Origin of the sequence: Neptunicella plasticusilytica (genome assembly GCF_047922965.1) — a bacterium.
Taxonomy (GTDB): Bacteria; Pseudomonadota; Gammaproteobacteria; order Enterobacterales; family Alteromonadaceae; genus Neptunicella; species Neptunicella plasticusilytica.
On the sequence record NZ_CP150481.1, the window covers coordinates 4,268,442 to 4,291,021 of the forward strand.

Annotated in this window: 21 protein-coding genes; 8 read left to right on the plus strand and 13 right to left on the minus strand. The window is 46.6% G+C overall.

Annotated features, from left to right (window positions below):
* Positions 1-64: 64 nt before the first annotated feature.
* Positions 65-961: a DMT family transporter gene (locus tag V1467_RS19275; RefSeq protein WP_416306609.1), complete on the plus strand. Its 897-nt coding sequence runs from the start codon at positions 65-67 to the stop codon at positions 959-961.
* A gap of 80 nt (positions 962-1,041) precedes the next feature.
* Positions 1,042-2,112 carry a CNNM domain-containing protein gene (locus V1467_RS19280; protein WP_416306610.1) on the plus strand — a complete coding sequence of 357 codons (1,071 nt, stop codon included), beginning with the start codon at positions 1,042-1,044 and terminating at the stop codon, positions 2,110-2,112.
* A 293-nt stretch (positions 2,113-2,405) separates the two neighbouring features.
* Here the strand turns inward: V1467_RS19280 and V1467_RS19285 are convergent, their stop codons facing one another.
* From V1467_RS19285 to V1467_RS19335, 11 genes are all read right to left on the minus strand, one after another.
* The gene (locus tag V1467_RS19285) at positions 2,406-2,726 is read right to left on the minus strand and encodes an antibiotic biosynthesis monooxygenase family protein (protein WP_416306611.1); all 321 of its coding nucleotides are present in this window, start codon (positions 2,724-2,726) and stop codon (positions 2,406-2,408) included.
* 196 nt (positions 2,727-2,922) lie between these two features.
* On the minus strand, positions 2,923-4,617 hold the full coding sequence (locus V1467_RS19290; protein ID WP_416306612.1) for a Na(+)/H(+) antiporter subunit D: 1,695 nt from the start codon (positions 4,615-4,617) through the stop codon (positions 2,923-2,925).
* Positions 4,604-4,906: a hypothetical protein gene (locus tag V1467_RS19295; protein WP_416306613.1), complete on the minus strand. Its 303-nt coding sequence runs from the start codon at positions 4,904-4,906 to the stop codon at positions 4,604-4,606. Before V1467_RS19295 ends, V1467_RS19290 begins: the two co-directional genes overlap by 14 nt.
* Positions 4,903-6,387, minus strand: coding sequence for a monovalent cation/H+ antiporter subunit D family protein (locus tag V1467_RS19300; protein ID WP_416306614.1), 1,485 nt, complete (start codon positions 6,385-6,387; stop codon positions 4,903-4,905). Before V1467_RS19300 ends, V1467_RS19295 begins: the two co-directional genes overlap by 4 nt.
* Entirely contained in the window at positions 6,384-7,865 is a 1,482-nt protein-coding gene (locus V1467_RS19305) for a monovalent cation/H+ antiporter subunit D family protein (RefSeq protein WP_416306615.1), read from the minus strand. Before V1467_RS19305 ends, V1467_RS19300 begins: the two co-directional genes overlap by 4 nt.
* The gene (locus tag V1467_RS19310; protein ID WP_416306616.1) at positions 7,859-8,209 is read right to left on the minus strand and encodes a cation:proton antiporter subunit C; all 351 of its coding nucleotides are present in this window, start codon (positions 8,207-8,209) and stop codon (positions 7,859-7,861) included. Before V1467_RS19310 ends, V1467_RS19305 begins: the two co-directional genes overlap by 7 nt.
* Positions 8,209-9,195 (minus strand): Na(+)/H(+) antiporter subunit B, encoded by a 987-nt coding sequence (locus V1467_RS19315; protein WP_416308728.1) that lies wholly within the window; start codon positions 9,193-9,195, stop codon positions 8,209-8,211. The genes V1467_RS19310 and V1467_RS19315 overlap by 1 nt, the downstream gene beginning before the upstream one ends.
* Before the next feature lie 60 nt (positions 9,196-9,255).
* Positions 9,256-9,591, minus strand: coding sequence for a monovalent cation/H(+) antiporter subunit G (gene mnhG / locus V1467_RS19320; protein ID WP_416306617.1), 336 nt, complete (start codon positions 9,589-9,591; stop codon positions 9,256-9,258).
* A complete protein-coding gene (locus V1467_RS19325; RefSeq protein WP_416306618.1) occupies positions 9,588-9,860 on the minus strand; it encodes a monovalent cation/H+ antiporter complex subunit F in 273 nt (90 codons plus the stop codon). Before V1467_RS19325 ends, mnhG begins: the two co-directional genes overlap by 4 nt.
* Complete coding sequence (locus V1467_RS19330; RefSeq protein ID WP_416306619.1) at positions 9,861-10,334, minus strand: Na+/H+ antiporter subunit E; 474 nt, start codon at positions 10,332-10,334, stop codon at positions 9,861-9,863.
* A 94-nt stretch (positions 10,335-10,428) separates the two neighbouring features.
* A complete protein-coding gene (locus V1467_RS19335; RefSeq protein WP_416306620.1) occupies positions 10,429-10,872 on the minus strand; it encodes a hypothetical protein in 444 nt (147 codons plus the stop codon).
* 184 nt (positions 10,873-11,056) lie between these two features.
* Between V1467_RS19335 and V1467_RS19340 the strand changes: the two genes are divergently transcribed.
* On the plus strand, positions 11,057-11,785 hold the full coding sequence (locus tag V1467_RS19340; protein WP_416306621.1) for a response regulator transcription factor: 729 nt from the start codon (positions 11,057-11,059) through the stop codon (positions 11,783-11,785).
* Complete coding sequence (locus tag V1467_RS19345) at positions 11,782-13,140, plus strand: ATP-binding protein (RefSeq protein ID WP_416306622.1); 1,359 nt, start codon at positions 11,782-11,784, stop codon at positions 13,138-13,140. Before V1467_RS19340 ends, V1467_RS19345 begins: the two co-directional genes overlap by 4 nt.
* A gap of 197 nt (positions 13,141-13,337) precedes the next feature.
* Here the strand turns inward: V1467_RS19345 and ilvC are convergent, their stop codons facing one another.
* The gene (gene ilvC, locus V1467_RS19350; RefSeq protein ID WP_416306623.1) at positions 13,338-14,822 is read right to left on the minus strand and encodes a ketol-acid reductoisomerase; all 1,485 of its coding nucleotides are present in this window, start codon (positions 14,820-14,822) and stop codon (positions 13,338-13,340) included.
* Between the two features lie 139 nt (positions 14,823-14,961).
* Here ilvC and ilvY point away from each other — a divergent pair, with 139 nt between their 5' ends.
* Entirely contained in the window at positions 14,962-15,819 is an 858-nt protein-coding gene (gene ilvY, locus V1467_RS19355) for an HTH-type transcriptional activator IlvY (protein ID WP_416306624.1), read from the plus strand.
* 15 nt (positions 15,820-15,834) lie between these two features.
* Here the strand turns inward: ilvY and V1467_RS19360 are convergent, their stop codons facing one another.
* Positions 15,835-17,346, minus strand: coding sequence for a YifB family Mg chelatase-like AAA ATPase (locus tag V1467_RS19360; RefSeq protein WP_416306625.1), 1,512 nt, complete (start codon positions 17,344-17,346; stop codon positions 15,835-15,837).
* A 429-nt stretch (positions 17,347-17,775) separates the two neighbouring features.
* On the opposite strand from V1467_RS19360, the gene V1467_RS19365 reads away from it, so the two are divergent.
* From V1467_RS19365 to V1467_RS19375, 3 genes are read left to right on the plus strand one after another with little or no spacing between them, the layout of a single operon-like run.
* Entirely contained in the window at positions 17,776-20,082 is a 2,307-nt protein-coding gene (locus V1467_RS19365; RefSeq protein ID WP_416306626.1) for an efflux RND transporter permease subunit, read from the plus strand.
* Complete coding sequence (locus V1467_RS19370) at positions 20,072-20,887, plus strand: outer membrane lipoprotein-sorting protein (RefSeq protein ID WP_416306627.1); 816 nt, start codon at positions 20,072-20,074, stop codon at positions 20,885-20,887. The genes V1467_RS19365 and V1467_RS19370 overlap by 11 nt, the downstream gene beginning before the upstream one ends.
* A gap of 59 nt (positions 20,888-20,946) precedes the next feature.
* Complete coding sequence (locus tag V1467_RS19375) at positions 20,947-22,557, plus strand: FimV/HubP family polar landmark protein (protein ID WP_416306628.1); 1,611 nt, start codon at positions 20,947-20,949, stop codon at positions 22,555-22,557.
* The last annotated feature ends 23 nt before the right edge of the window (positions 22,558-22,580 follow it).

A 22,580-nucleotide genomic window follows, 5' to 3' on the forward strand; every position in this document is an offset into this window, starting at 1 on the left:
TTTTCTTCTAATTTAGGCACTTACCGTTAGAATAAGCACCTTGTTATCGCAAGGTGCTTTTTTCATGCCCAATCTTGGTTTATTTACTGTCTGTGTGCTGATTTGGGGTTCTACCTGGATTGCCATTACCTATCAGTTAGGTCATGTCGCGCCGATATTATCTGTTGCGTACCGTTTTACCATTGCGGCAATTATTCTGGGCGTATTCTGTAAAATCAGGGGACTTTCGCTAACGTTACCGGCAGCCATTCATTTGCGCATGCTGGCCGTTGGCTTGTGCCTGTATACCCTTGACTACACATTGCTGTATCACAGTGAGCACTATATTATCAGTGCACTGGTAGCAGTAATGAGTTCCAGCATTATCTATATCAATGTGGTGTTACGCCGGTTATTACTGAAAAAGGCTATCCGCGCCGAAGTGGTATGGGGAGCTACCTTAGGTTTGTTCGGCGTCATTCTGATCTTCTTGCCTGAATTTGGACAACTGGGCACCAATACCATGTTATGGGTCGGGATCAGTTTTGCGGCAGCCTCCTTCTTTTTTGCTGCCATGGGGAATGTGATATCAGAACAAATACTGGATCGCGGCACACCGGTGGTGCAGATGAATTTCTGGGCAATGAGCTATGGGTTAATTTTCACCTACGGCTATGCACTGCTAACGGATATCCCGTTCCAGTTGCCCGACAATAGGGAATATTGGCTGGCACTGGTTTACCTGGCCTTATTCGGTTCGGTATTTGCCTTTGGTGCCTATATGCGGCTGGTTCAGCGGATTGGCTCGGACAAAGCCGCCTATGTAGTATTGATGTACCCGTTAGTATCTCTGCTTATTTCCACCTTGTTTGAAGGATTCGAGTGGCATTGGCCAGCGCTGATGGGGGTAGTTTTTATTCTGGTTGGTAACGCTATCGCGATGGGCAAATTAAAACGCCAACCACCTCAACCGGTTATTTAATTCAGCGCTGGATCTCTTGTGCTCGGCGATAATTTTTGTTGTAGTGGTGAGCCTTTAAGGCAAACGGACGGCATATCACCATGCTTTTGCTGACATTATATGTCTTTATCGCGCTGTTTTTTTCCTTCCTGTGTTCGGTATCAGAGGCGGTTATTCTAAGCGTGTCCAGTTCCTATATTTCAGTACTGGAAAAGAAACAGCGTCCAAGTGGCCAATTATTACGCCAGCAAACCAATAATATAAACCGGCCACTCGCTGCCATCCTGACGCTCAATACTATTGCTCATACCATGGGTGCAGCCGGAGCCGGAGCCCAAGCTGCAGTGGTTTTCGGTAATGCTTATCTGGGCGTCGCATCGGCAATATTAACTTTACTGATCCTGATTTTTTCTGAAGTCATCCCCAAAACCATCGGTGCCAGTCACTGGCGAAAACTGGCCCCATTTACCGCTTATTTTCTGAAGTATCTATGCTGGCTGCTTTATCCTTTTGTCAGTTTACTGGAGAAAATGACACGAACCTTTACCGACGAGAACGCCCTGCGAGGATTAAATCGCGCAGAACTCAAGGCAATGGCAGAATTGTCCCATCAGGAAGGTCAACTGGCGCTACTTGAAGTCAACATCGTGCAAAACCTGCTGGATTTGCAGGCTACCAAAGTCAAAGACGCCATGACCCCACGCACAGTAATATTTTCTATCCCGCAAGATATGACGGTTGAAACCTTCTATCACAAGCATGCCAAAATCAGTTTCTCACGTATTCCGGTATATGAAGGAGGTGATTCCGAGTTGATTAGCGGCTTTGTGCTTAAATCTGATCTTTTACTCGCTCAGGCACGTGGTAATTCAGACAAACTGGTTAGCGAGTATGCCAAGCAGATGGTAACAGTGGTCAGTACAGTCCCGCTTGCCAGAATATTTGAACATTTTTTACCCGGCAGAAACCACATGATTCTGGTAATGGATGAGTACGGCGGTCTGGAGGGTATTCTTACCATGGAAGATTTACTCGAAACTTTGCTGGGTTTTGAAATAATCGATGAGAAAGATAAAACCGTTAATATGAAAAAACTGGCGCAAAGCAAATGGAAAAACCGTTTAAGCAAAGTCAGCAAAAGCCGACGACAAGATAAGCAAAAAGTAGACTAAAACTAATGGCAGATAAAGCGCGTCCTTGCCCGTTGCTGCGTTACTTCGCGGAGGATTAAACCAAAGGCGCATGCTGTATTGCTACAGCAAACGCCTTTGACCGGGGATTGAGCAGCGCGCTCTGGTCACTTTGTTTGTTATTATTATGGATGACCTTCCCGTTGCTTTAGATATAGCAGGTATCAAGCCAACATTTAAATTCAATAAAAACAATATGTTACTTAACTTCAATGTTATCTACCAAAAGTTCATGCACAAAAAAGGGCAGAAATTGCACCATCTTAGTGAAAGGGCTATAAACGCGTAAACTGATAGTCACGTTCCACTTTGGCAATTCTGAGTTTAAACGCACTATACCATTGCTCTTTACCCTGTTTTTGCGCCTGCAAATGTTCAGCATTGGCTTTCCAGCGCTGAATAGAGGCTAGATCTTGCCAATAGGAAACGGTAATCCCCAGCTGCGCAGAAGCAGATTCTGCTCCCAGAAAACCCGGCTGTTGGTGCGCCAATTGCCACATCCTGTCGGCCATTTCGGCATACCCCTGCTGTTCCGGACTTTTCACTGAGGTGAAAATGACAGCGTAATAAGGGGGCTTGGGGGTATCAGCATACATAGGGTTGCTCCTATTCTACAATTCCGCTTTCCGGGAACCTTACCCGCTATATAACCAACATAAAAACCTGTAAAAGGTTTGGCCAGAAACAGGGGCACAACGTATAGGCTAGACGAGAACCTGCTATCGATAAAGTGACATCTCTAAATGATTTGCTGAGCAGTCTACTTCCCGTTATTTAATACTTCGCAAAAAATTAATACCAGCTAGCTAACAAGCAGACTACCAATAACACGACTATCCACATGCTCGCGGTGCCTGTTGAGGTTGTTTTGGCCAATATTCCCCGCGGCGCATACTGCTTGGAAAGCGTATTACCAAGCTTGGGAATCCATCGCATTGCGGTATGATTCAAGTGTTGAACAATGCTAGATGTGCCGGCCATCAAACGTTGTACCGTTCGCGGTACCAAGCGGCGGTATATCCAGTCCACATCCAGATTGACGGAGAGCAATTCCGGCGGATACATCTTGTATAAATTCAGCCACACAAATGCCAGTGCCGAGAAAAACAGTAACTGGGTTTGTGCCAGTATATGGGTGGCATCGTACGGGTTGTAGTCCAGTTCATAAGGAAGCAGTTGGTACAATAATTCAGGGAAAATACCAATGGTGATACATAGCGTCGCGGCTATGGTCATCGCCAGTAGCATATTAAGTGGAGGCTCTTTGCCTTTTATGCCAGAGTCGTGGGCAAAGAAAGCAAAATAAGGGATTTTGATTCCGGCATGATGAAATACCCCCGCAGAAGCGAACAGTAACATCAGCCACACCCAGTTATGATCATTATTCAGCGCGGCGCTCATGATCATGGATTTACTCACAAAGCCGCTAAACAGCGGGAAGGCAGAAATAGAAGCCGCGCCAACAATACATAAAATGGTTGTTTTGGGCATGGATTTGTACAAGCCGCCCAATTCAGAGCCGTTTATCTTGCCGGTGACATGCAGCACCGCCCCCATCGACATAAACAGCAGGCCTTTAAAAATAACATCGTTAAAGGCATGGGCCACTGCACCATTAATCGCTAACGCAGTGCCAATACCAATGCCCACCACCATAAAACCGAGCTGATTGATCAAGCTATAAGCCAGTACCCGGCGCAAATCGTTTTCGATTACCGCAAAGAAAATCGGGAAGCAGGTCATGGCAGCGCCAATATACACCAGTAATTCGGTACCCGGATAGCCACGTGCCAAAGCGTAAACGGCCACTTTGGTGGTAAAGGCGCTCAGAAAAACCGTACCGGTGGGCGTGGCTTCTGGATAGCCATCCGTTAACCAGTTATGTAAAAATGGGAAGCCACATTTAATGCCAAAGGCAATAAAAATTAACCAGCCATGCACTCCAGATAAGCCGATGTCTTCAAAAACAATCGAACCGGACAGACGAGCGTAGGCAATAATGCCGCCGAGCAAGAACAGGCCGGATACAACCTGGATCAACAAATAACGCATACCCGCGTGGTAAGATTGCGGGGTACGTCTTGCCCAAATCAGAAATACCGACGTAAGAGCCAGCAATTCCCAAAATACAAATAGAGTCAGTAAATCGCCGGCAAACACCGCGCCCAGCGCGCTGCCGGCATAAAGCATACTGGCGGTTTGTTGCATAGGGTCACGCAGGTGTAATGAATAAACAATGGCGATAAAGGCAGCCAGATGGAACAGGTAACCAAACAGGATTGCTAACCGGTCGACACGCAATAGACTCAGTTCGAATTCTAGCAAAGATACCACCCAATAACTGCCTTCGGGCGTCAGGTATAAATTAAATGCACCTAGTACCGGTGCAGCCAGCATAATCACGGCTCGCACCCAACCGTTAGTCAATGCCGCCAACAGCGCAGCGACGAAAAAGATGACAAAGGGGGCCATTTCAGTCGCGAACATCTGATTCTCCCTCGGCTGATGGTGTCTCTTCGGTTAATTCAGGAGGATCGTAATAGTGCTCCTCGCGCATTAACACCACTCGCATCCATTTGGCCACAAACACCAGGATTACACAGCCGACAAAACCGTAAATAGGGTAGAAAGCCCACAGATTTTCCCAGCTGTGATAAACCTTACGGTTGATCACAAAATCGAGAGCAACCAGCAATGCACAGCAGAAGTACAAGCCATGCAAGACCCTTTTGATGTTTTGCGGTTTATCAAATAAATAGGTTTTTGCTGTTTTCATGGTGCAATTCCAACCATCTTCGCCAACTCAAACACAGGTTGCGGAAAAAAGAACAACACAACACAACCCAGACTGGTAATGATTATGGCAATCAACGCAGACAAGGGCGCTTCCTGTATTGACGTGGTGGTGTTTTCTGCAGTCGATTGTGCTGACTTGCCAGGGAAAAATCCGCGGATAGGAATAGGCAATAAGTAGGCGATATTGAGCAATGAACTGATCATTAATGTCGCCATTAACAACCAATATTCGTTTTCCAGCGCGCCCAGCAATAGGTAATATTTGCTCCAGCTTCCTCCGGTTGGCGGCAGACCGATAATACTGAGCGAAGCAATAAAAAACGCCATCATGGTAATTGGCATTTGGCGGCCCAGTCCGGCCATTTGACTTATCTGTGTCTTATGGCTGGCGACCAAAATGGCACCGGCACAAAAGAACAGGGTAATTTTACCAAAAGCATGCATGGCGATGTGCATACTGCTACCAATTAACCCCGCCTCGGTTGCCAGTAACACGCCTAGGCTAATATAGGCTAACTGACTGATGGTTGAGTATGCCAAACGGACTTTGAGATTGTCTTGGCGCATTGCGATTAGCGATGATGCTAAGATAGTAAAAGCGGTCAGGTAAAGCAGAAAATCGGTGGTAATTAATTCACCAATGGTATCCAGCCCAAAGATATACACCAGCGTTTTGATTAGTGTAAATACACCGGCCTTTACCACTGCTACGGCATGTAATAGCGCGCTGACCGGTGTTGGTGCCACCATGGCGGAGGGTAACCAGCGATGAAAAGGCATCATTGCCGCTTTACCAATGCCAAAAACGAACATCACCAGTAGAATCGCCAGCCATAACGGCGAGGCATCATTACTAAAAACACCACCAGGGGTAAAAGAGAGGTTACCGGCAATCGCCCAAGTGCCAATCAGAGCGGGCAGGAAAAACACAATAGAAGTACCAAGCAGGATCCTCAGATAAGTTCTACCACCGCGCAGGGCTTTATCGGTACCTGCGTGCGTAACCAACGGATAAGTCGCCAGCGTCAGGACTTCATAAAAGATAAACAGGGTAAACAGGTTTTCAGACAATGCGATGCCCATCACGGCAAAAATAGAAACAGCAAAAAAGGTATAGAAGCGGGTCTGGTTTTGTTCTTCATGACTACGCATATAACCGATGGCGTACAACGTGGTGACTATCCACAAAAAGCTGGCAATCAGTGCAAATAACACACTTAACGCTTCAGCTTTAAAGCTGATATTCAGCCCGGGTAGCAGCGTTATCCAGCTAACTGTGTCAGTTTGGCCGCTGATAGTTTGCTGATATAACAGGTAAACTAGGATAAAAACACCACTGGCGACGGTTAATGAAATGGCTTCTCTTAAATTGGGATGACGTTGAGCCAACATGACGCCCACGGCCGTGAGCAGCGGCAACAAAATAATGCACTGGATTAACATTTCGACGGATAGGTTCATTGGCTACCTCCCATCAGGAAACTGGCAGCACTGGCACTGGCTTCTAGCGGCAGGCGAGTATCGATACCAAAGTAGATATTGGCCAGTACCAATATCCACACCGGGATCAGTAAACTGAGCGGCGCTTCGTTAATTTGGGTGGAGGCTTTCGAATTCACATCGGCTTTGCCGAAATAGGCACTTTCTACCAACGCCCACACATAATAAACCGCCAGTAGTGAACCTATTACAATCAATAATGCTACCGGCCAGAGTCCGTTCTGAAAACTGGCCAGTACCAGATACCACTTGCTGATAAAGCCTACCGTAAGGGGCACGCCAATCAGGCTAAGACCCGCAACGACAATCGCCGCCATGGTCCAGGGCATGTGTTTAGCCAACCCATTAAAACTAGCACGGTCTGTACTACCGATGCGGTAAACAACCGCCGCCAGCGCAAGAAATAACGCGCCTTTCATTAACGCATGATTAAACAAGTGCAGCAGTGTCGCTTGCAGGCCTAGGCTGGTTCCGATACCGATGCCAATGATCATGTATCCAATTTGCGCAACACTTGAGTAGGCAAACAGGCGCTTTATATTTGGCTGCTTAATGGCCACCATGGAGGCGACAAATATGCCCATCAGGCCCAGAGTGATAAAAAGAGGCTGAATGATTTCTTTGCCGAAATCATCACCAAAAATTGAAAAATGCAGACGGATCAGCAGATATATCGCCACTTTTGTGGCGGTTGCTGCCAAAAAAGCGGTGACCATTGAGGGTGCATAGGTATAGGTATTGGGCAGCCATAGGTGTAACGGGAACAACGCCAGTTTCAACCCTACGCCCACAATCATAAAAGCAAAGGCGGTGTAAACTGAGCTTGAATCAGTTCCCTGTGGAAGGCGTTCGGCGACATCCTGCATATTTAAGGTGCCAGTTAAACTGTATAACAAGCCAATGCCAATCAGCAGGAAGGTGGCGCCGATGGTGCCAAGAATTAGGTACTGATAAGCCGCCAGCAAAGCACGGCGATCTCGACCAAAGGCAACCAGCGCATAAGTAGCCAGCGAAGATATTTCCAGAAAAACAAACACATTGAAAATATCACCGGTGGCAACAATACCTAATAAACCCGCCAAACAAAGCAGGTATAGGACATAAAAAAGGCTTTGTTTATCGTCGGCAATCTCCTGGCGGATACCGGTGTTTGCGGCCAACAATACGACCGTACCGATGGCACTGACAATTAACAACACATAGGCAGACAGTAAGTCAATGCGATACTCAATTCCCCAGGGTGCGTCCCACCCACCAAGCATATAGCTGATCACCCCGCTTTGCTGAACCTGGTATAACAGCAAACTACTGATTAACAGTGATACCCCCCCGGCAAAACAGGCAAGCAACCAAGATAATCTGGGGTTATTTAACAGCAGGCAGGCCGGTGCCGCCAGTAATGGCACAATCACCTGTAAAATGGGTAAATGACTTAACATCCGAGATCCTTCTCCTGTAACTCGACATCTTCCACTGTGCTGTAAGCTTGTTTGATTCTGACCACTAGCGACAGTGCCAGTGCCATAGTGGCGATACCGACCACAATAGCAGTGAGGATCAGTACATGGGGTAACGGATTAGAATAAAGACTTGCTGTATCTGAAAAGATCGGTGCTGTACCATCTTTGACCTTGCCGACACTGATATAAAAAATAAATACTGATGTCTGGAAAATATTCAGACCCAACAGCTTTTTGATTAGGTTACTTTGCGTGATGACAATGTATAGGCCTACCATCATCAACACGATAACCATCCAGTAGTTGTATAAATCGAAAAACATTATTGTTCTCCAAGCTGAGACTCTGCCTGTTGAGAAAAAGCAAAGAAAATCAAAATCATGCCTGCAGCAATAGTGATACCGACTCCCAACTCAATAACTAAAATACCGACGTGCTGCCCGACAACGGCATCACTAGTCAACACTGAGTAATCCAAAAAGTTGCCGCCAGACAACATGCTGACCACACCTGTCGAACCATAAATAAATACCCCGATTGCACACAGCAATCTCAATACGGTGGGTTTCATGACGTCACGGGCTTTATCCAACCCATACAGCATGGTGTAGAGAATAATGCCTGCCGCAAAGATAACGCCGGCCTGGAAGCCCCCGCCTGGACCATATTCGCCATGAAATTGCACATAAAAAGCAAACAATAAAATCAGCGGAATCAATATTTTGCTGACGATGCGCAAAACATGGTGATCGCACATATCGTTTTTGTTGACTCTGACTGAGGGTGTGACGGAAGAAAAAAGCTGGCTGGAGAACAGAGCCAGCACGCCCATAGCGGCGGTAAAAATAACCAGTACTTCGCCCAAGGTGTCATAACCGCGATAACTGGCTAACACCGAGGTAACCATATTGGGTATGCCAATTTCCTCTGGAGACTGCTCAATATAGCGAATATTGACATGTTGCTGGGCTGGCGCTTCAGCCGAGCCGAATGCTGGCATATCCAGGGTGCCGTATACCAATACACCGGCGGCAACTGCCAGCAAGATAACCATACCTGCTTTCTTTAAAGTCTCCGATTTGTTTGTACGGCATTCATTTTTTTCATAACGGCCCGTGATCTGCAGAACCATCAGCATCAGTAACGGGAAAATTCCGGCTCCTACCGCAGCCTCGGTAAACGCCACATCAACCGCATCCATGGCAACAAAAAAGCTGGCCGACAACAATCCGTACATGCCGCTTAACATCACAGCAGCAAAGAGATCTGCTACCCGGGCAATGGCGATTGCAGTAACAACCAATAACATCAGCAATGTAATATCGAAAACCTGTGAGATGTTATCTCTCCTTAAAAGCGCTAAAAGCAGCTACTGTGGTGACGAAGATTCTGAATGTTCATTTTGGGTAACAGGCGTCAATTTGCCATGCAGGGCAGATTTGGCCAGCGCATGGCTGGCGGTAGGACTGGTGAGCATGATAAACAGTAATATCAACACTAATTTGAACAGCACCAGTCCCCATCCAGCACTCAGCATGAGCCCAATTAAAATAAGACTTGTCGCCAGTGTTTCGGTAATGCCTGCTGCGTGCATACGAGTAAAAAAGTCCGGGAAGCGCAGTAAGCCAACGCCACCAGACAAAATCAGTAGAGCCCCGAATATAAAACAGATTGAGCTGATCAGTTGAATAATTGAATCCATCATGACTCTGACTCACTGCACCTGTTATCGCTGTACTCGAAATAGCGCAACACACCAATAACACTGATAAAATTAATCAGCGCATATACCAGCGCAATATCCAGAAAGTCAGGTCGCCCAAACAGGAATCCCATTACTGCAATCAGCAAAACAGTTTTGGTGCCAAACAAATTGACCGCTAAAATCCGGTCGTAGATACTCGGGCCTAGTAGCGCTCTGAGCAACGCCATCAACATAACGGTTAACAACACAACGGCTAACATGATTAACATCTACATCTCCAGCCGGTTTACCTGACGCGCCATTTCACCCTGTCGCAGTTCTTGCATACTGTCAGCCGTTAATGAATGGATCAGTACCGAATCCGGCTGTATATTCATCGCCACAGTACCTGGGGTCAAAGTGATAGAGTTGGCGTAAATAACCTTGCCGATTTCGCTTTGCTGGCCAATGGGGATTGTGGCTACGCAAGGGCTAATTGACTGATTGCCACGCCAGACATGTACGACAACATCAATATTGCTTCGGATGATTTGTTTGGCTAACCAAAAATAGTAGGCGGGCAATTTGCGACTTAAGTGTAGCGGCTGGGATTCGTCATCGATAATGCCCATGCGCAATGAAAGCCAGATCACAAAAAACACCGACAACAGCCCTAACGTCAACAATAATGGTGTATAGATCCCTGAATTACACAACCATAAAACGGCTAGCACAAAAAACAGGCTAATGATGTGTTTATTCATTGATAACTCCACCGGATTTTTTTTTCAAAACAGCGACTTTGAAAGCGGTGATGACAAGCAAAACCATTGTGGGTAAACGAGCACATATATTCAGCTATTTGATACACTGGAAATGTTGTTGCAAAACGTCTTTAAGCAGATTTTCCGCTAACTTATCAGTAGCAGGCTTGTGTTGACTGATCAGTAATGCAATGTCTTCAATGGTGATGTCCTTAGGGATGCAATAACTAATGTCTCCCGATATTTGATATTTTTCCAATAAACCGCCGGCACGCGAATGTAGCGCTTTTTGTCTAAATGTCGCAGCGGGTAATTGGTCAGCTCGATATAATTCTTCGCCTGCCAGAAAACCTTTAAGGTACATCGCGCAAAGTGCTCTATCGTTGTTAACGGTTGGGCTGTCTTGTTCAATCTCAAATGCGTTGCAAACGGCTTGTATATCTGCACCGTTCAGTTTCTCTATTGCTTGCGCCTGACCTGAGATAAATCCGGCCAACACAACTACCCATAAAATTTGCACCAGTATGTTTTTCAGCATGGTCTCTCCCATTTATTTTGAAAACTAAGCGCATGTATGGATTCTGGCATTGTTACTATTGGAAAAGATTGTCAAAAATGTAAAAAAGTGTCGCAATGGCTGGAGCGCATATTTTTTTGCATGCGGGTGTTGTATGTTAGCTGCTATTTAAAGATAAACAGACCTTAGGGATTCCATCACTATAATGCCCAACACAACCCCGTCGATCGCACCGAACGTATTGATTGTTGACGACAATCAAGATATTCGTGAGCTGGTTTCTCAATTACTGCAAGCCGAAGGGTACTCTGCCACCACAGCAGTGGATGGTGAAGATATGTGGCAGGTATTGAGTCAACAAAAACCCGACATCGTACTGCTTGATGTCATGCTACCGGGTAAAGATGGTTTTGAACTTTGCCGACAACTCTGTGCTGATCCCAATATGCCGCCCATCATCATGCTAACCGCCAAAGATGAAGAAATTGATCGGGTCGTCGGGCTGGAAGTGGGAGCTGATGATTATATTGTTAAGCCCTTTGGCCGACATGAATTGATTGCCCGGATTAAGGCAGTATTAAGACGGGTAAAGTCAGGTAGTGGTCAAACAGGAAAAGGGGTGTATTGCTTCTCGGGAATGAGTTTCAAACCCAGCCAGATGGAAGTCTGTGATAGCGCTGGAACAAGCATTCCACTTTCTACCAGCGAAACACAATTGCTACTCACTTTTGTACAAAACCCCCGTATGCCGCTTTCTCGAGACCGTTTACTGGATTTGACTAAAGGACGGAACAGCACGCCTTTTGATCGAAGCATCGATTCTCATGTCAGCCGCCTGCGACGTAAACTAGGTGATGACGGTAAAAAGCCGGAGATTATCAAAACGTCCTGGGGAACAGGATATATTTTCACTTGCCACGTAGAAGCGCTGTGAAACTTTGGCAATCAATGACACTTAAAGTCCGTGCGATTGTCATTTTGTGTTCGGTGTTTATTTTGTCACAAATGATCACCCTGATTATTTTCGAACATAGCCGGGATAACGTGGTGTTATCCACTGAAGCGACAGACTTGGCCGACAGAATTATCGGCATTGTGGATTTAGCCTATAGCTTTCCACTACAGGATCGTCAACAAATTCTCGCCGCGGCAGAAACGCAATTTTTGGCATTGTTTCCCGAGGTTATTTCACCCCATGAGGTTGCTTGCCAGCAAAACAACTTTTATGAGCAAATTTCGAACAAGCTCGATGTGGCGTTTTCGAAACTACAAGGGATTGATGCTCAAGTCTGTGTGCGCAGTTTTGAAAATACCCCGATATTGGACAGACGTACCACTTTGCGTCAGGGATTTGATGTGCTTATTCAGATTAACTTTGCCAATGAACAAACAGTCACCTTTCATTCCGTGTTACCTGAAAGCCAGTCTTTACTGCAGGATTCGGTCATTTTCTTTATATTACTAGAAGGCCTCATAGCGTTATTGCTGGCGTGGTATTTGATCCAGAAAACCGTGTCGCCAATCGAAAAACTGGCCAATGCCGCCAATCGCATCGGCTTAAACATCAACAATCCACCACTGGATGAAGGTGGAGCCAAAGAAATAGCCATGGCAGCCAAGGCATTTAATACCATGCAGGAACGCTTGGCCAATCTACTGCATAGCCAGAGCGAAATGTTAGCGGCCATTTCCCATGACTTGCGTTCAGCCGTAACCCGCCTGCAACTGCGTGCCGATTTGCTGGAAAACGAACATGAGCGTGTTGGTATGCTGAAAGTGGTGACCGATATGCGCCAAATGATTCAGTCGGTGCTGGACTTTCTGCGCGGGCAGAACGCGGATGAGTCAATGCGCAGTGTTAATATTAACGCGCTGGTAGAAAGCCTATGCACTGATTTAGCTGAAGAAGGTTTACCTGTACGCTATCAATATACCGGCAATTCGATAAATTTGACCTGTCGACCTACCGAAATTCGGCGTTGTTTACTGAATATTATCGATAACGCAATTAAATATGCAGATGGCGCCCAATTGAGTACTTCAACTGACCAGCATTGGGTGCAAATTGTTATACAGGACAAGGGCAAGGGGATTCCGGATAGCCAATTACAATCCGTTTTGCAGCCTTTTTACCGGCTTGATCAGTCTCGCAATCATGATACGGGAGGTATCGGATTGGGGCTGAGTATTGCCGAGAAAATGGTTAAATCTCATGGGGGAAAGATTACACTGTCAAATCATGACGAGGGCGGTCTTAGCGTTGAAATACGATTGCCATTGAATAGCTAATCTCAGCTCCGTTTCCGGCGCTGTTCGGCATCTAGGACATACTCCTAGGTGAAGAGTGTTGCCGGCAACTTCAGCGCACCGTACTTCTCTGCGCATAAAAAAAGCCCGGTAAATTACCGGGCTATAAAAAGCGGGTTACGTTCTAGGGTTATATCAAAGAGTAAGCAGACCCTAGTCGATGACGCGCTCAGGGAAAATCATTGAGTTTCGACAATGGCCTTCATGTCCGTCATGTAGCCACGCAACTGATCACCGATCCATTCAACATCATGTTCACGAATAGCACGGTTGATATCCACCAAGGTTTTGTTATCCACGCTGTTGGATGGGTTACTCAAGCCTTTACCGATCACATCCGTTCCGATTGATGGCATAAATTTCTCTGCCAACAACGGAATGGCAGCATTGGCAAACAGATAGTTGCCGTATTCGGCGGTATCCGAAATAACCACATTCATTTCATACAAACGCTTACGGGCGATAGTATTGGAAATAAGCGGCGTTTCGTGCAGTGACTCATAATAGGCCGACTCAGGCAGGATACCTGCTTCGACCATAACGTCGAAAGCCAGTTCTACACCGGATTTAATCATCGCCACCAGCAAAATACCGTGATCGAAGAATTCCTGTTCATCGATTTTACCGCTGTATTCCGGCGCATTCTCAAAGGCTGACTGACCGGTTTCTTCACGCCATTTCAGCAGGTTGGCATCGCCATTAGCCCAGTCTTCCATCATGGTTCTGGAGAACTCACCACTGATAATGTCGTCCTGATGCTTTTCAAACAGCGGACGCAATAATTCAGTTAATTGCTCCGATAATTCAAAGGCTTTCACTTTAGCCGGGTTGGACAGTCTGTCCATCATATTGGTGACACCACCAATTTTTAAAGCTTCGGTAATGGTTTCCAGACCAAACTGGATCAAGGCACCGGCATAAGCGGCATCAATGCCATCTGCAACCATTTTTTCAAAACACAAGATTGCCGCGGTTTGCTGCATACCACACAAGATGGTTTGTTCACCCATCAAATCTGATTTTACTTCCGCCACAAAAGACGACTCCAGCACCCCGGCACGATCACCACCCGTAGCGGACGCCAGTGCTTTAGCAATATCCCAGCCCTGGCCTTCAGGATCATTTTCCGGGTGAACGGCAATCAGGGTAGGGACCCCGAATCCGCGTTTATATTCTTCACGTACTTCGGTGCCCGGACATTTGGGTGCACACATCACCACTGTAATATCACTGCGGATTTGTTGGCCTTCCTCCACAATATTGAAGCCGTGCGAATAGCCCAGGGTTGCCCCCTGCTTCATCAACGGCATTACCGCTTCAACCACAGAAGCATGTTGTTTGTCCGGTGTCAGGTTATAGACCACATCCGCTTGCGGAATCAGCTGCTGGTAAGTGCCTACGGTAAAACCGTTGGTCGTCGCGCGCTGGAATGAATCACGTTTTTCATCAATCGCGGCCTGACGCAAGGCATAAGACACATCCAGTCCCGAGTCACGCATATTCAGGCCCTGATTCAGCCCTTGTGCACCACAACCGACAATTACGATTTTCTTGCCTTTCAGAAAGCTGCAACCTTCCGCGAATTCTTCACGTTGCATAAAACGACAACGCCCCAGCTGATCCAGCTGCTGACGTAAAGACAAGGTGTTGAAATAATTTGCCATTAATTAAAGCCTTAAAAATAAAATTGTTTAACTAGGGTTGTTAAACTTTACGTTGGCAAGGATAGAAGATTGGCTTTGTTGTATAAAATGATATATTTGCAAAACTATATTTCATATTTTGCAACATTGGATTAAACAGATGGATTTCCGTAGCCTGCAACTTTTTCATCATCTGGCGTCCAGCCTGCATTTTGGCAAAACCGCCGAAGCTATGTATGTCAGCCCTTCTACGTTAAGCCGTGCCATTCAGCGGCTTGAGCAAGAGTGTGACACTATTTTGCTGGTCAGGGATAACCGTAGTGTTAACTTAACCGCCGCTGGCGAGAAAATGCGTGATTTTGCGGCCGACACCCTGCAGCAATGGTCACAAATAAAAGCGGAATTCAGTAAAAACAACCAGCAATTACGCGGCCAACTCAAATTATATTGCTCAGTGACCGCCAGTTACAGCCATCTACCGTCTATTCTGGACAAATTCAGGGCTCGCTATCCGCAGGTAGAAATCCAGCTGACCACAGGTGATCCTAATATGGCTATCGACAAGATTTTAACCAAACAGGTTGATGTGGCTATCGCTGTGGTGACACCCGATCTACCCGCCAATATTCACCATCATCATCTGGACAGTCGACCACTGGTGATGATTTGCCCGTCAACGAGCAAAATTACCCGACTGGAACAGGTTGACTGGCGCAAAATATCGATGATCCTGCCCGAAGCCGGTCCATCCAAACGGATTGTCCATCACTGGTTAACTGAGCACGGCATTCGCCCCAAGGTTTATGCCAATGTAGCCGGACATGAAGCGATTGTTAGTATGGTGGCACTGGGATGTGGGCTAGGGATTGTGCCTAAAGTAGTGGTGGATAACTCGGTGGCGCGGGATAAGGTCAATTGTATTGCGTTGACCGATATCGAATCTTTCCAGCTGGGTATCTGTTGTCTGGCGGAACGTGCCCAGGATCCGCTGATTAGATCGATGTTACAGGTATCCTGATTTGTATCAGTCCAACTACATGCCTAACTGGCCAAGCAGACGATCAAAACTGCGATAACTTAACGCCTGGGCAATATGCGCATGCTGAATATTATCCTGATGATCAAGATCGGCAATAGTACGCGCCACTTTGACAATACGGTGATAACTGCGAATTGATAGTCCGAGCTTCTCCACCGCACTTTCCAGAAATTTTTGATCTTCGGCCAATAATGGACAATAACGTTCCAGCTCCTTGTTGTTTAAATGCGCATTAGCTTTACCCGCGCGTCGGAGCTGTACATTACGAGCCTGGATGACACGCTGGCGGATCTGCTCACTGGATTCACCGCGCTCCTTAATTTGCTCGGAGAAACTGCCACCGGGAAGCTTGGGTACATCAATCTGTAAATCAATCCGATCCAGAAACGGACCGGACACCCGGTTCAGATAGCGCAGGATCTGGTCGCTGGTACTACGACCGTCGTCCATTGCCCCGGTTGGACTAGGATTCATTGCCGCAATCAGTTGGAAACTGGCGGGAAACTGCGCCTGACGGGCAGCCCGGGAAATGGATACTGTGCCGGATTCCATCGGTTCGCGTAATACATCCAGCACTTTGCGATCAAATTCCGGCAATTCGTCCAGAAACAATACCCCGTTGTGCGCCAACGATATTTCACCGGGCCTGGGAATACTGCCACCGCCGACCAATGCCACGGCCGAACTGGTATGGTGCGGACTGCGAAACGGACGCGCCCGCCAGCTTTGCGGATCGACCACTTTACCCGAAACCGAATGAATGGCTGCCGTTTGCAATGCTTCGTCGTCAGTCATTTCCGGTAAAATACTGATTAAACGATTGGCTAACATGGTCTTGCCCGTTCCTGGAGGCCCGGTCATCAACATATTATGCTGCCCGGCTGCCGCGATCTCTAATGCGCGTTTCGCTGCGCTTTGTCCTACCACATCCTGCATGTCGATAAAATATTTCGCCTCTAATGCAGCGCGTTGAGCTGGTTCAAACGGCAAAGGCTGTTGGCCATTAAGATGATGAAATACATCCAGCAACTGCGCGGCTCCAAGCACTTTAGCGTGTTTTATCAAAGCGGCTTCCTGTACATTGCTAACCGGTACGATGGCGCTATGTTCATCACGATGACAGGCAAACGCAAAAGGTAATACACCACTGACAGCACGAATTTCACCACTGAGTCCCAACTCACCCAGCAATTCATACTGATTCAGGTTATCAACTGGAATTTGGCCGTTCGCCGCAATGATGCCTATGGCAATGGCCAAGTCGAAACGCCCACCTTCCTTGGGTAAATCGGCGGGTGCCAAATTAACCGTGATCCTTTTAGCCGGGAATTCAAACTGTGAGTTGATTAAGGCGCTTCTGACCCGGTCACGTGCCTCGCGAACCGAAGCCTCGGGAAGGCCAACAATGTTAAATGCGGGTAAGCCGTTGGCGAGATGAACTTCAATAGTAATCAGCGGAGCGTCTACACCGACACAGGCTCTGCTATGGACTCTGGCTAACGACATCTAGTCTCCCTATCACGCCTGTCAACACTAAAGTTTTCAGGCTCCTGTATTAAAACTAGCCACAGATTTGAAATATTCAACAAATAAACAACGCTTTTACAGGAATGGTGATTTTCTGCTTGCCTTTATTAGGGCCTGTGGGCCTTTGGTGTAAGAATTTTGCGTCAGTCTGTAGCGTATTTGTACAAGGTTGAGAAAATGCGTGTAGTTGTTCTACATAAATGAGCGAGAGTACCTTACAAATGCTGTCCGGAGGATTCAAACCAAAGACCCACAGACCCTAGTATATTCAAGGAGTTATTATTGACCCTAAAATCAGGATAAACTAATCTTGTATACGCAATAACCACTTCTTATACCCTATATCCGGTAGTAGCCGTCTATACTCGCCGGGTCATCATCAATATTCACTGCAGGGATTGTCGTTGAATGAGTAAGTTCTTGAAAGAATCGATTTTGCACCGGGCCTGGCTGGTTATCCTGCTAACAATGGTAGTTGTTGTGGTTACCGGCTTTGGCGCTAAAAATCTGTATTTCCGCGGTGATTACAAAGTCTTTTTTGGCCAGGATAATCCTGAACTGGCTGAATTCGAGCAGATGCAGAAAACCTTCAACAAGAATGACAATATTGGCATTTTGATCGCACCACAAGACGGCAATGTATTTACCCGCCAGCACCTCGATTTACTATGGAACTTAACCGAAGATGCTTGGAAAATTCCCTATTCCAGTCGGGTCGATTCGATTAGCAATTACCAGCATACTGAAGCAGAAGAGGATGATTTGCTGGTCGAACCTTTATTGCTTGATCCGGCAGATTTGACCGACGAGAAAATTGCCCACATCAAGCAGATTGCCACCCATGAGCCACTGCTATTAAAAAAACTGGTTTCCGCATCCGGCCATGTGGCGCTGGTCAATATCAGCGTGCAATTACCGGATAAACATGATCAAACAGCCGAAGTGGCAGAAATTGTGTCTTTTACCCGCGATTTGGTTAACCAGTTTCAACAGCAATATCCCGATGTGCAATATCATCTTATCGGCATTGTGATGATGAACAACGGCTTTTATGAAGAATCGCAAAAAGATGCCGCAACGCTGGTGCCGGCGATGTTTTTAGCCATTATTCTAATGCTGGCGATATTATTACGCTCGCTATCAGCGACTTTCGGTACCCTGTTAGTGATAATTGTCAGTAATGTAGCAACCCTTGGTATAGCAGGCTGGATGGGATTATACCTGTCAACGGCCACAATTAACGCACCAATTATCGTGATGACGCTCGCGGTTGCCGATTGCGTGCATATTGCCTCATCGATGTTATTTGCCATGCGCCATGGTGAGAACAAGCAACAGGCGATTGCACACAGTTTAAACCTGAATATGAAGCCAGTGTTTATCACCAGTGCCACCACAGCCATCGGTTTTTTAACCTTTAATTTTTCCGATGTACCGCCATTACAAGACCTGGGTAATATCGTCGCCATCGGGGTGTTATTTGCCTGGATTTTTTCTATCACTATTTTTCCGGCGCTACTGCGGATATTACCAATCAAGGTTACCCCTTTTGCCGAAGATCATAATGGTGCCATGGAAAAGCTGGCTAATTGGGTTATCAAGCACAAAAACAAACTGTTACCTGCCATGTCGCTGTTGATTGTATTAGGTACCGCATTGGTGCCGCTAAATTCGATCAACGATGTGGCTATCGAATATTTTGATACCTCGCTGACATTCCGTCAGGACAGTGATTTTCTGCAAGATAACCTTTCCGGCTTTACCACCATTGATATTGCTTTGGATACCGGTCATGCCAGTGGCGTCAACGATCCACAGTTTTTACAACAGGTACAGCGTTTATCCGACTGGTTACGCACCCAACCCGAAGTCGATCACCTTTTCACGCTAACCGATACCTTTAAACGTTTGAACAAGAATATGCATGGCGACAGCCAGGACTGGTATGTCTTGCCGAAGGAACAAGACTTATCCGCACAATATTTGTTGATGTATGAAATGTCGTTGCCTTACGGACTCGATTTGAATAACCAATTGAATATCGACAAATCGGCGCTGCGGCTCACACTAACGGTACAAAGCTTAGGTAGTCATGAACTGGTAGAACTGGAAAACCGGATCAGAAACTGGATGGCGCAAAACAGCCCGAATATTGATGTCTCGGTGGCCAGCGTGCCCTTGATGTTCGGTCATATTGGCGAGCGGAATATGGCGAGCATGATCCTGGGTACCACTGTCGCAGTTATTCTGATTTCCGGTTTGTTAATGCTAGCGTTAAAGGATATTCGCCTGGGGTTAATAAGCCTTATTCCCAATCTGGCACCGGCTGGTATCGGCTTTGGGCTGTGGGCATTGTATAACGGCAATATCAATCTGGCATTATCAGTCGTCACCTCCATGTGTTTGGGGATTGTGGTTGACGATACCGTGCATTTTTTGAGTAAATATCAATATGCCCGCAAACAGGGTAAAGATCCGGAAGGCGCGGTTCGCTATGCGTTTTCAAGTGTGGGTCGGGCGTTGTGGATCACCACATTAGTGCTGTTTGTCGGATTTATGATTTTGTCGTTGTCAGCCTTTACCTTAAATAGCTATCTGGGGTTATTAACCGCCGTTATTATCCTGTTGGCTTTAGCGGTCGACTTTCTATTCTTACCCTTGTTTTTAATACTGCTGGATAAACGTAATTACACTGGAGGAGCCCATGAAGCCTAAGTTTTGTTCGACTATTGCCGCAGTCATTATTGCATTGCTATCTCTGAACCAGTTGGCTGCAGCGCAAAGTGCCGACGATAAAGCTGCCGAAGATAAAGGTTTGGCTATCTCTACCGAACGAAAAGCACGCGACAAGGGTTGGGGCAGCAGCGAATCAGATATCCAGATGATTTTGCGCGATGCTCAGGGCGAAGAAAATGTTCGCAGTATTCGTACCAAGGCACTGGAGATGGAGGGAGACGGCGACAAGAGCCTGACAATTTTTGAACAGCCTGCCGATGTAAAAGGCACCGCCTTTTTGACCTTTTCGCATATTAACGAGCCCGATGAACAATGGCTATATCTGCCAGCCATCAAAAGGGTGAAACGTATCTCGTCGAATAATAAAGATGGCGCATTTATGAGCAGTGAATTTGCCTATGAAGATATGAGTTCCTTCGAACTGGGCAAATACAAGTTTACTTATTTACGTGATGAAACACTCAATGGTCAGGACTGTTTTGTGGTGCAGAGCGTTCCTACCGACAAATTCTCCGGTTACGCCAAGATTGTCAGCTGGATCGACAAGCAGGAATATCGGGTACTGAAAAGTGAATTTTATGATCGTCGCCGTGACCAGTTGCTCAAAACCATGACCATGTCAGAGTATAAGCAGTACTTGGGTAAATACTGGCGTCCGTTGCAACTGGATGTGGTCAATCATTTAACCGGCAAGAGTACCCGACTGGTGATAAACGATATCAAGTTTAATACCGGTCTGGACGATAACGATTTTAATAAAAACAGCCTGAAACGCGCCAGATAATCGCAAAATTAACCTTTAATTGAGTAGTGAGTAGTATTTAAGTGTTGAAAAAGAAGTTCATGCTTATGATGTTACCGGTGGCGGCAATGTCATTTTCCAGCAAAAGTGCTGAAACGTCGCCGAGCAAACAAGACTTACCGATTCAGGTTAAAGTGAATGCTGGTGATACGCTGTGGAGCATTGCCTACCGCTATCGACCGGATACTAAAATCCCGATGGCGCAAATGATGCGTGCAATTTATGCACGTAATCCACATGCCTTCTATAATAAACAGCTCACTAGCTTAAAAGCCGATACCCAATTGACTATTCCTGATAATCTGGACAATCTGCTGCCCCCGGCCAAACCGATAGTAACAGAGAGTCGTCATATCGCTGCTGCCCCACTTGTTTTAACCGCTGCGGCCCAGGCACCTGATTCCACAATAGACAAAAACAGGTCGGCGATACAAAAGAGCAGACAATCCAGTAAAGGGACTACCCTTCGAGCTAGCCAAGACGCCATTGCCAATGACCCGGTTATAAACGATTCAGCCAATCTGGTTATTGATGGCTTTTTAGCGGCCGAATTTCGTTATTTCCCGCAATCTGCTGCCTACAACAAACAAATCGACCAGCAGTGGTCGGGGGTGGCCCAACTGGATTTTTACCTGCCCTGGAATGATGAATACGACGCCGTCAGCTTCAGTCCTTTTTATCGCAAAGACAGCGAAGATCCGCAACGCAGCCATTTTGATGTTCGCGAACTGAAATACTTGCATGTCGGTGATGATTGGGAAATACATCTTGGCATCGACAGAGTATTCTGGGGTGTTACCGAAACCCAGCATCTGGTGGATATTGTCAACCAGACAGATTGGGTCGAAGCACCCGATGGCGAAGATAAACTCGGCCAGCCGATGGTGCACCTTTCAACATTACATGACTGGGGCACACTGGATTTTTTCGTGCTGCCCTATTTTCGGGAGCGAACCTACCCTTGGTGGCAAGGGCGCCTGCGGGGCCCGCTTCCGGTCAATACCGATGTCGCCTTTTACGAATCAGATGATGAACAACATCACATCGATTACGCGTTGCGCTGGAATCATATGCTGGGAGACTGGGAAATGGCGGTTTCGGCTTTTAGTGGCACTTCCAGAGAACCAATACTGCGCCAACAACTCGATTCATCCGGAGCCCCGGAGCTCGTGCCGTTTTACCCGCAAATTAATCAGCTCGGCCTGGAAACCTTATATATTAACGGCAGCTGGATCTGGAAACTGGAAGCCATTCGCCGCGAAGGAAACTTGATTGACAATTATTATGCTGCCGATTTTGGTTTTGAATACACCTTTTACGGTGTTAATGAGTCGGCCATTGATGTGGGATGGTTGATGGAATTCCAGTACGACAGCCGGGGCGAACTGGCCAGTATGGCACAGAAAGACTTGTTTATCGGCACTCGACTGGCCTTTAACGATGTGGATGGCAGTGAAATTTTGGCCGGGATCGCCCAGGATTTGGAATTTAGTGACAGCCGCAGCTTGCTGATTGAAGCCAAAACCCGTGTTAACGCCAACTGGACAGCTAATCTGGATCTGTGGTTATTTAGCAGTAATCAGCCACAAGATTACGGTTACATGATCCGCCAGGATGACTTTATCCAGTTTAGCCTTGAGTTACATTTCTAGTTCTATCTAGGGCGTTTATCTTA

Excerpts from the sequence above, each read along its gene's own strand:
- V1467_RS19365 (WP_416306626.1), top strand. The coding sequence starts at position 17,776 with ATGAGTAAGTTCTTGAAAGAATCGATTTTGCACCGGGCCTGGCTGGTT.
- V1467_RS19335 (WP_416306620.1), bottom strand. The coding sequence starts at position 10,872 with ATGCTGAAAAACATACTGGTGCAAATTTTATGGGTAGTTGTGTTGGCC.
- ilvY (WP_416306624.1), top strand. The coding sequence starts at position 14,962 with ATGGATTTCCGTAGCCTGCAACTTTTTCATCATCTGGCGTCCAGCCTG.
- V1467_RS19300 (WP_416306614.1), bottom strand. The coding sequence starts at position 6,387 with ATGAACCTATCCGTCGAAATGTTAATCCAGTGCATTATTTTGTTGCCG.
- ilvC (WP_416306623.1), bottom strand. The coding sequence starts at position 14,822 with ATGGCAAATTATTTCAACACCTTGTCTTTACGTCAGCAGCTGGATCAG.
- V1467_RS19330 (WP_416306619.1), bottom strand. The coding sequence starts at position 10,334 with ATGAATAAACACATCATTAGCCTGTTTTTTGTGCTAGCCGTTTTATGG.
- mnhG (WP_416306617.1), bottom strand. The coding sequence starts at position 9,591 with ATGATGGATTCAATTATTCAACTGATCAGCTCAATCTGTTTTATATTC.
- V1467_RS19375 (WP_416306628.1), top strand. The coding sequence starts at position 20,947 with ATGCTTATGATGTTACCGGTGGCGGCAATGTCATTTTCCAGCAAAAGT.
- V1467_RS19275 (WP_416306609.1), top strand. The coding sequence starts at position 65 with ATGCCCAATCTTGGTTTATTTACTGTCTGTGTGCTGATTTGGGGTTCT.
- V1467_RS19310 (WP_416306616.1), bottom strand. The coding sequence starts at position 8,209 with ATGTTTTTCGATTTATACAACTACTGGATGGTTATCGTGTTGATGATG.
- V1467_RS19290 (WP_416306612.1), bottom strand. The coding sequence starts at position 4,617 with ATGTTCGCGACTGAAATGGCCCCCTTTGTCATCTTTTTCGTCGCTGCG.
- V1467_RS19285 (WP_416306611.1), bottom strand. The coding sequence starts at position 2,726 with ATGTATGCTGATACCCCCAAGCCCCCTTATTACGCTGTCATTTTCACC.
- V1467_RS19295 (WP_416306613.1), bottom strand. The coding sequence starts at position 4,906 with ATGAAAACAGCAAAAACCTATTTATTTGATAAACCGCAAAACATCAAA.
- V1467_RS19325 (WP_416306618.1), bottom strand. The coding sequence starts at position 9,860 with ATGTTAATCATGTTAGCCGTTGTGTTGTTAACCGTTATGTTGATGGCG.
- V1467_RS19370 (WP_416306627.1), top strand. The coding sequence starts at position 20,072 with ATGAAGCCTAAGTTTTGTTCGACTATTGCCGCAGTCATTATTGCATTG.
- V1467_RS19340 (WP_416306621.1), top strand. The coding sequence starts at position 11,057 with ATGCCCAACACAACCCCGTCGATCGCACCGAACGTATTGATTGTTGAC.
- V1467_RS19280 (WP_416306610.1), top strand. The coding sequence starts at position 1,042 with ATGCTTTTGCTGACATTATATGTCTTTATCGCGCTGTTTTTTTCCTTC.
- V1467_RS19305 (WP_416306615.1), bottom strand. The coding sequence starts at position 7,865 with ATGTTAAGTCATTTACCCATTTTACAGGTGATTGTGCCATTACTGGCG.
- V1467_RS19315 (WP_416308728.1), bottom strand. The coding sequence starts at position 9,195 with ATGTTATTGGTTGTTACTGCAATCGCCATTGCCCGGGTAGCAGATCTC.
- V1467_RS19360 (WP_416306625.1), bottom strand. The coding sequence starts at position 17,346 with ATGTCGTTAGCCAGAGTCCATAGCAGAGCCTGTGTCGGTGTAGACGCT.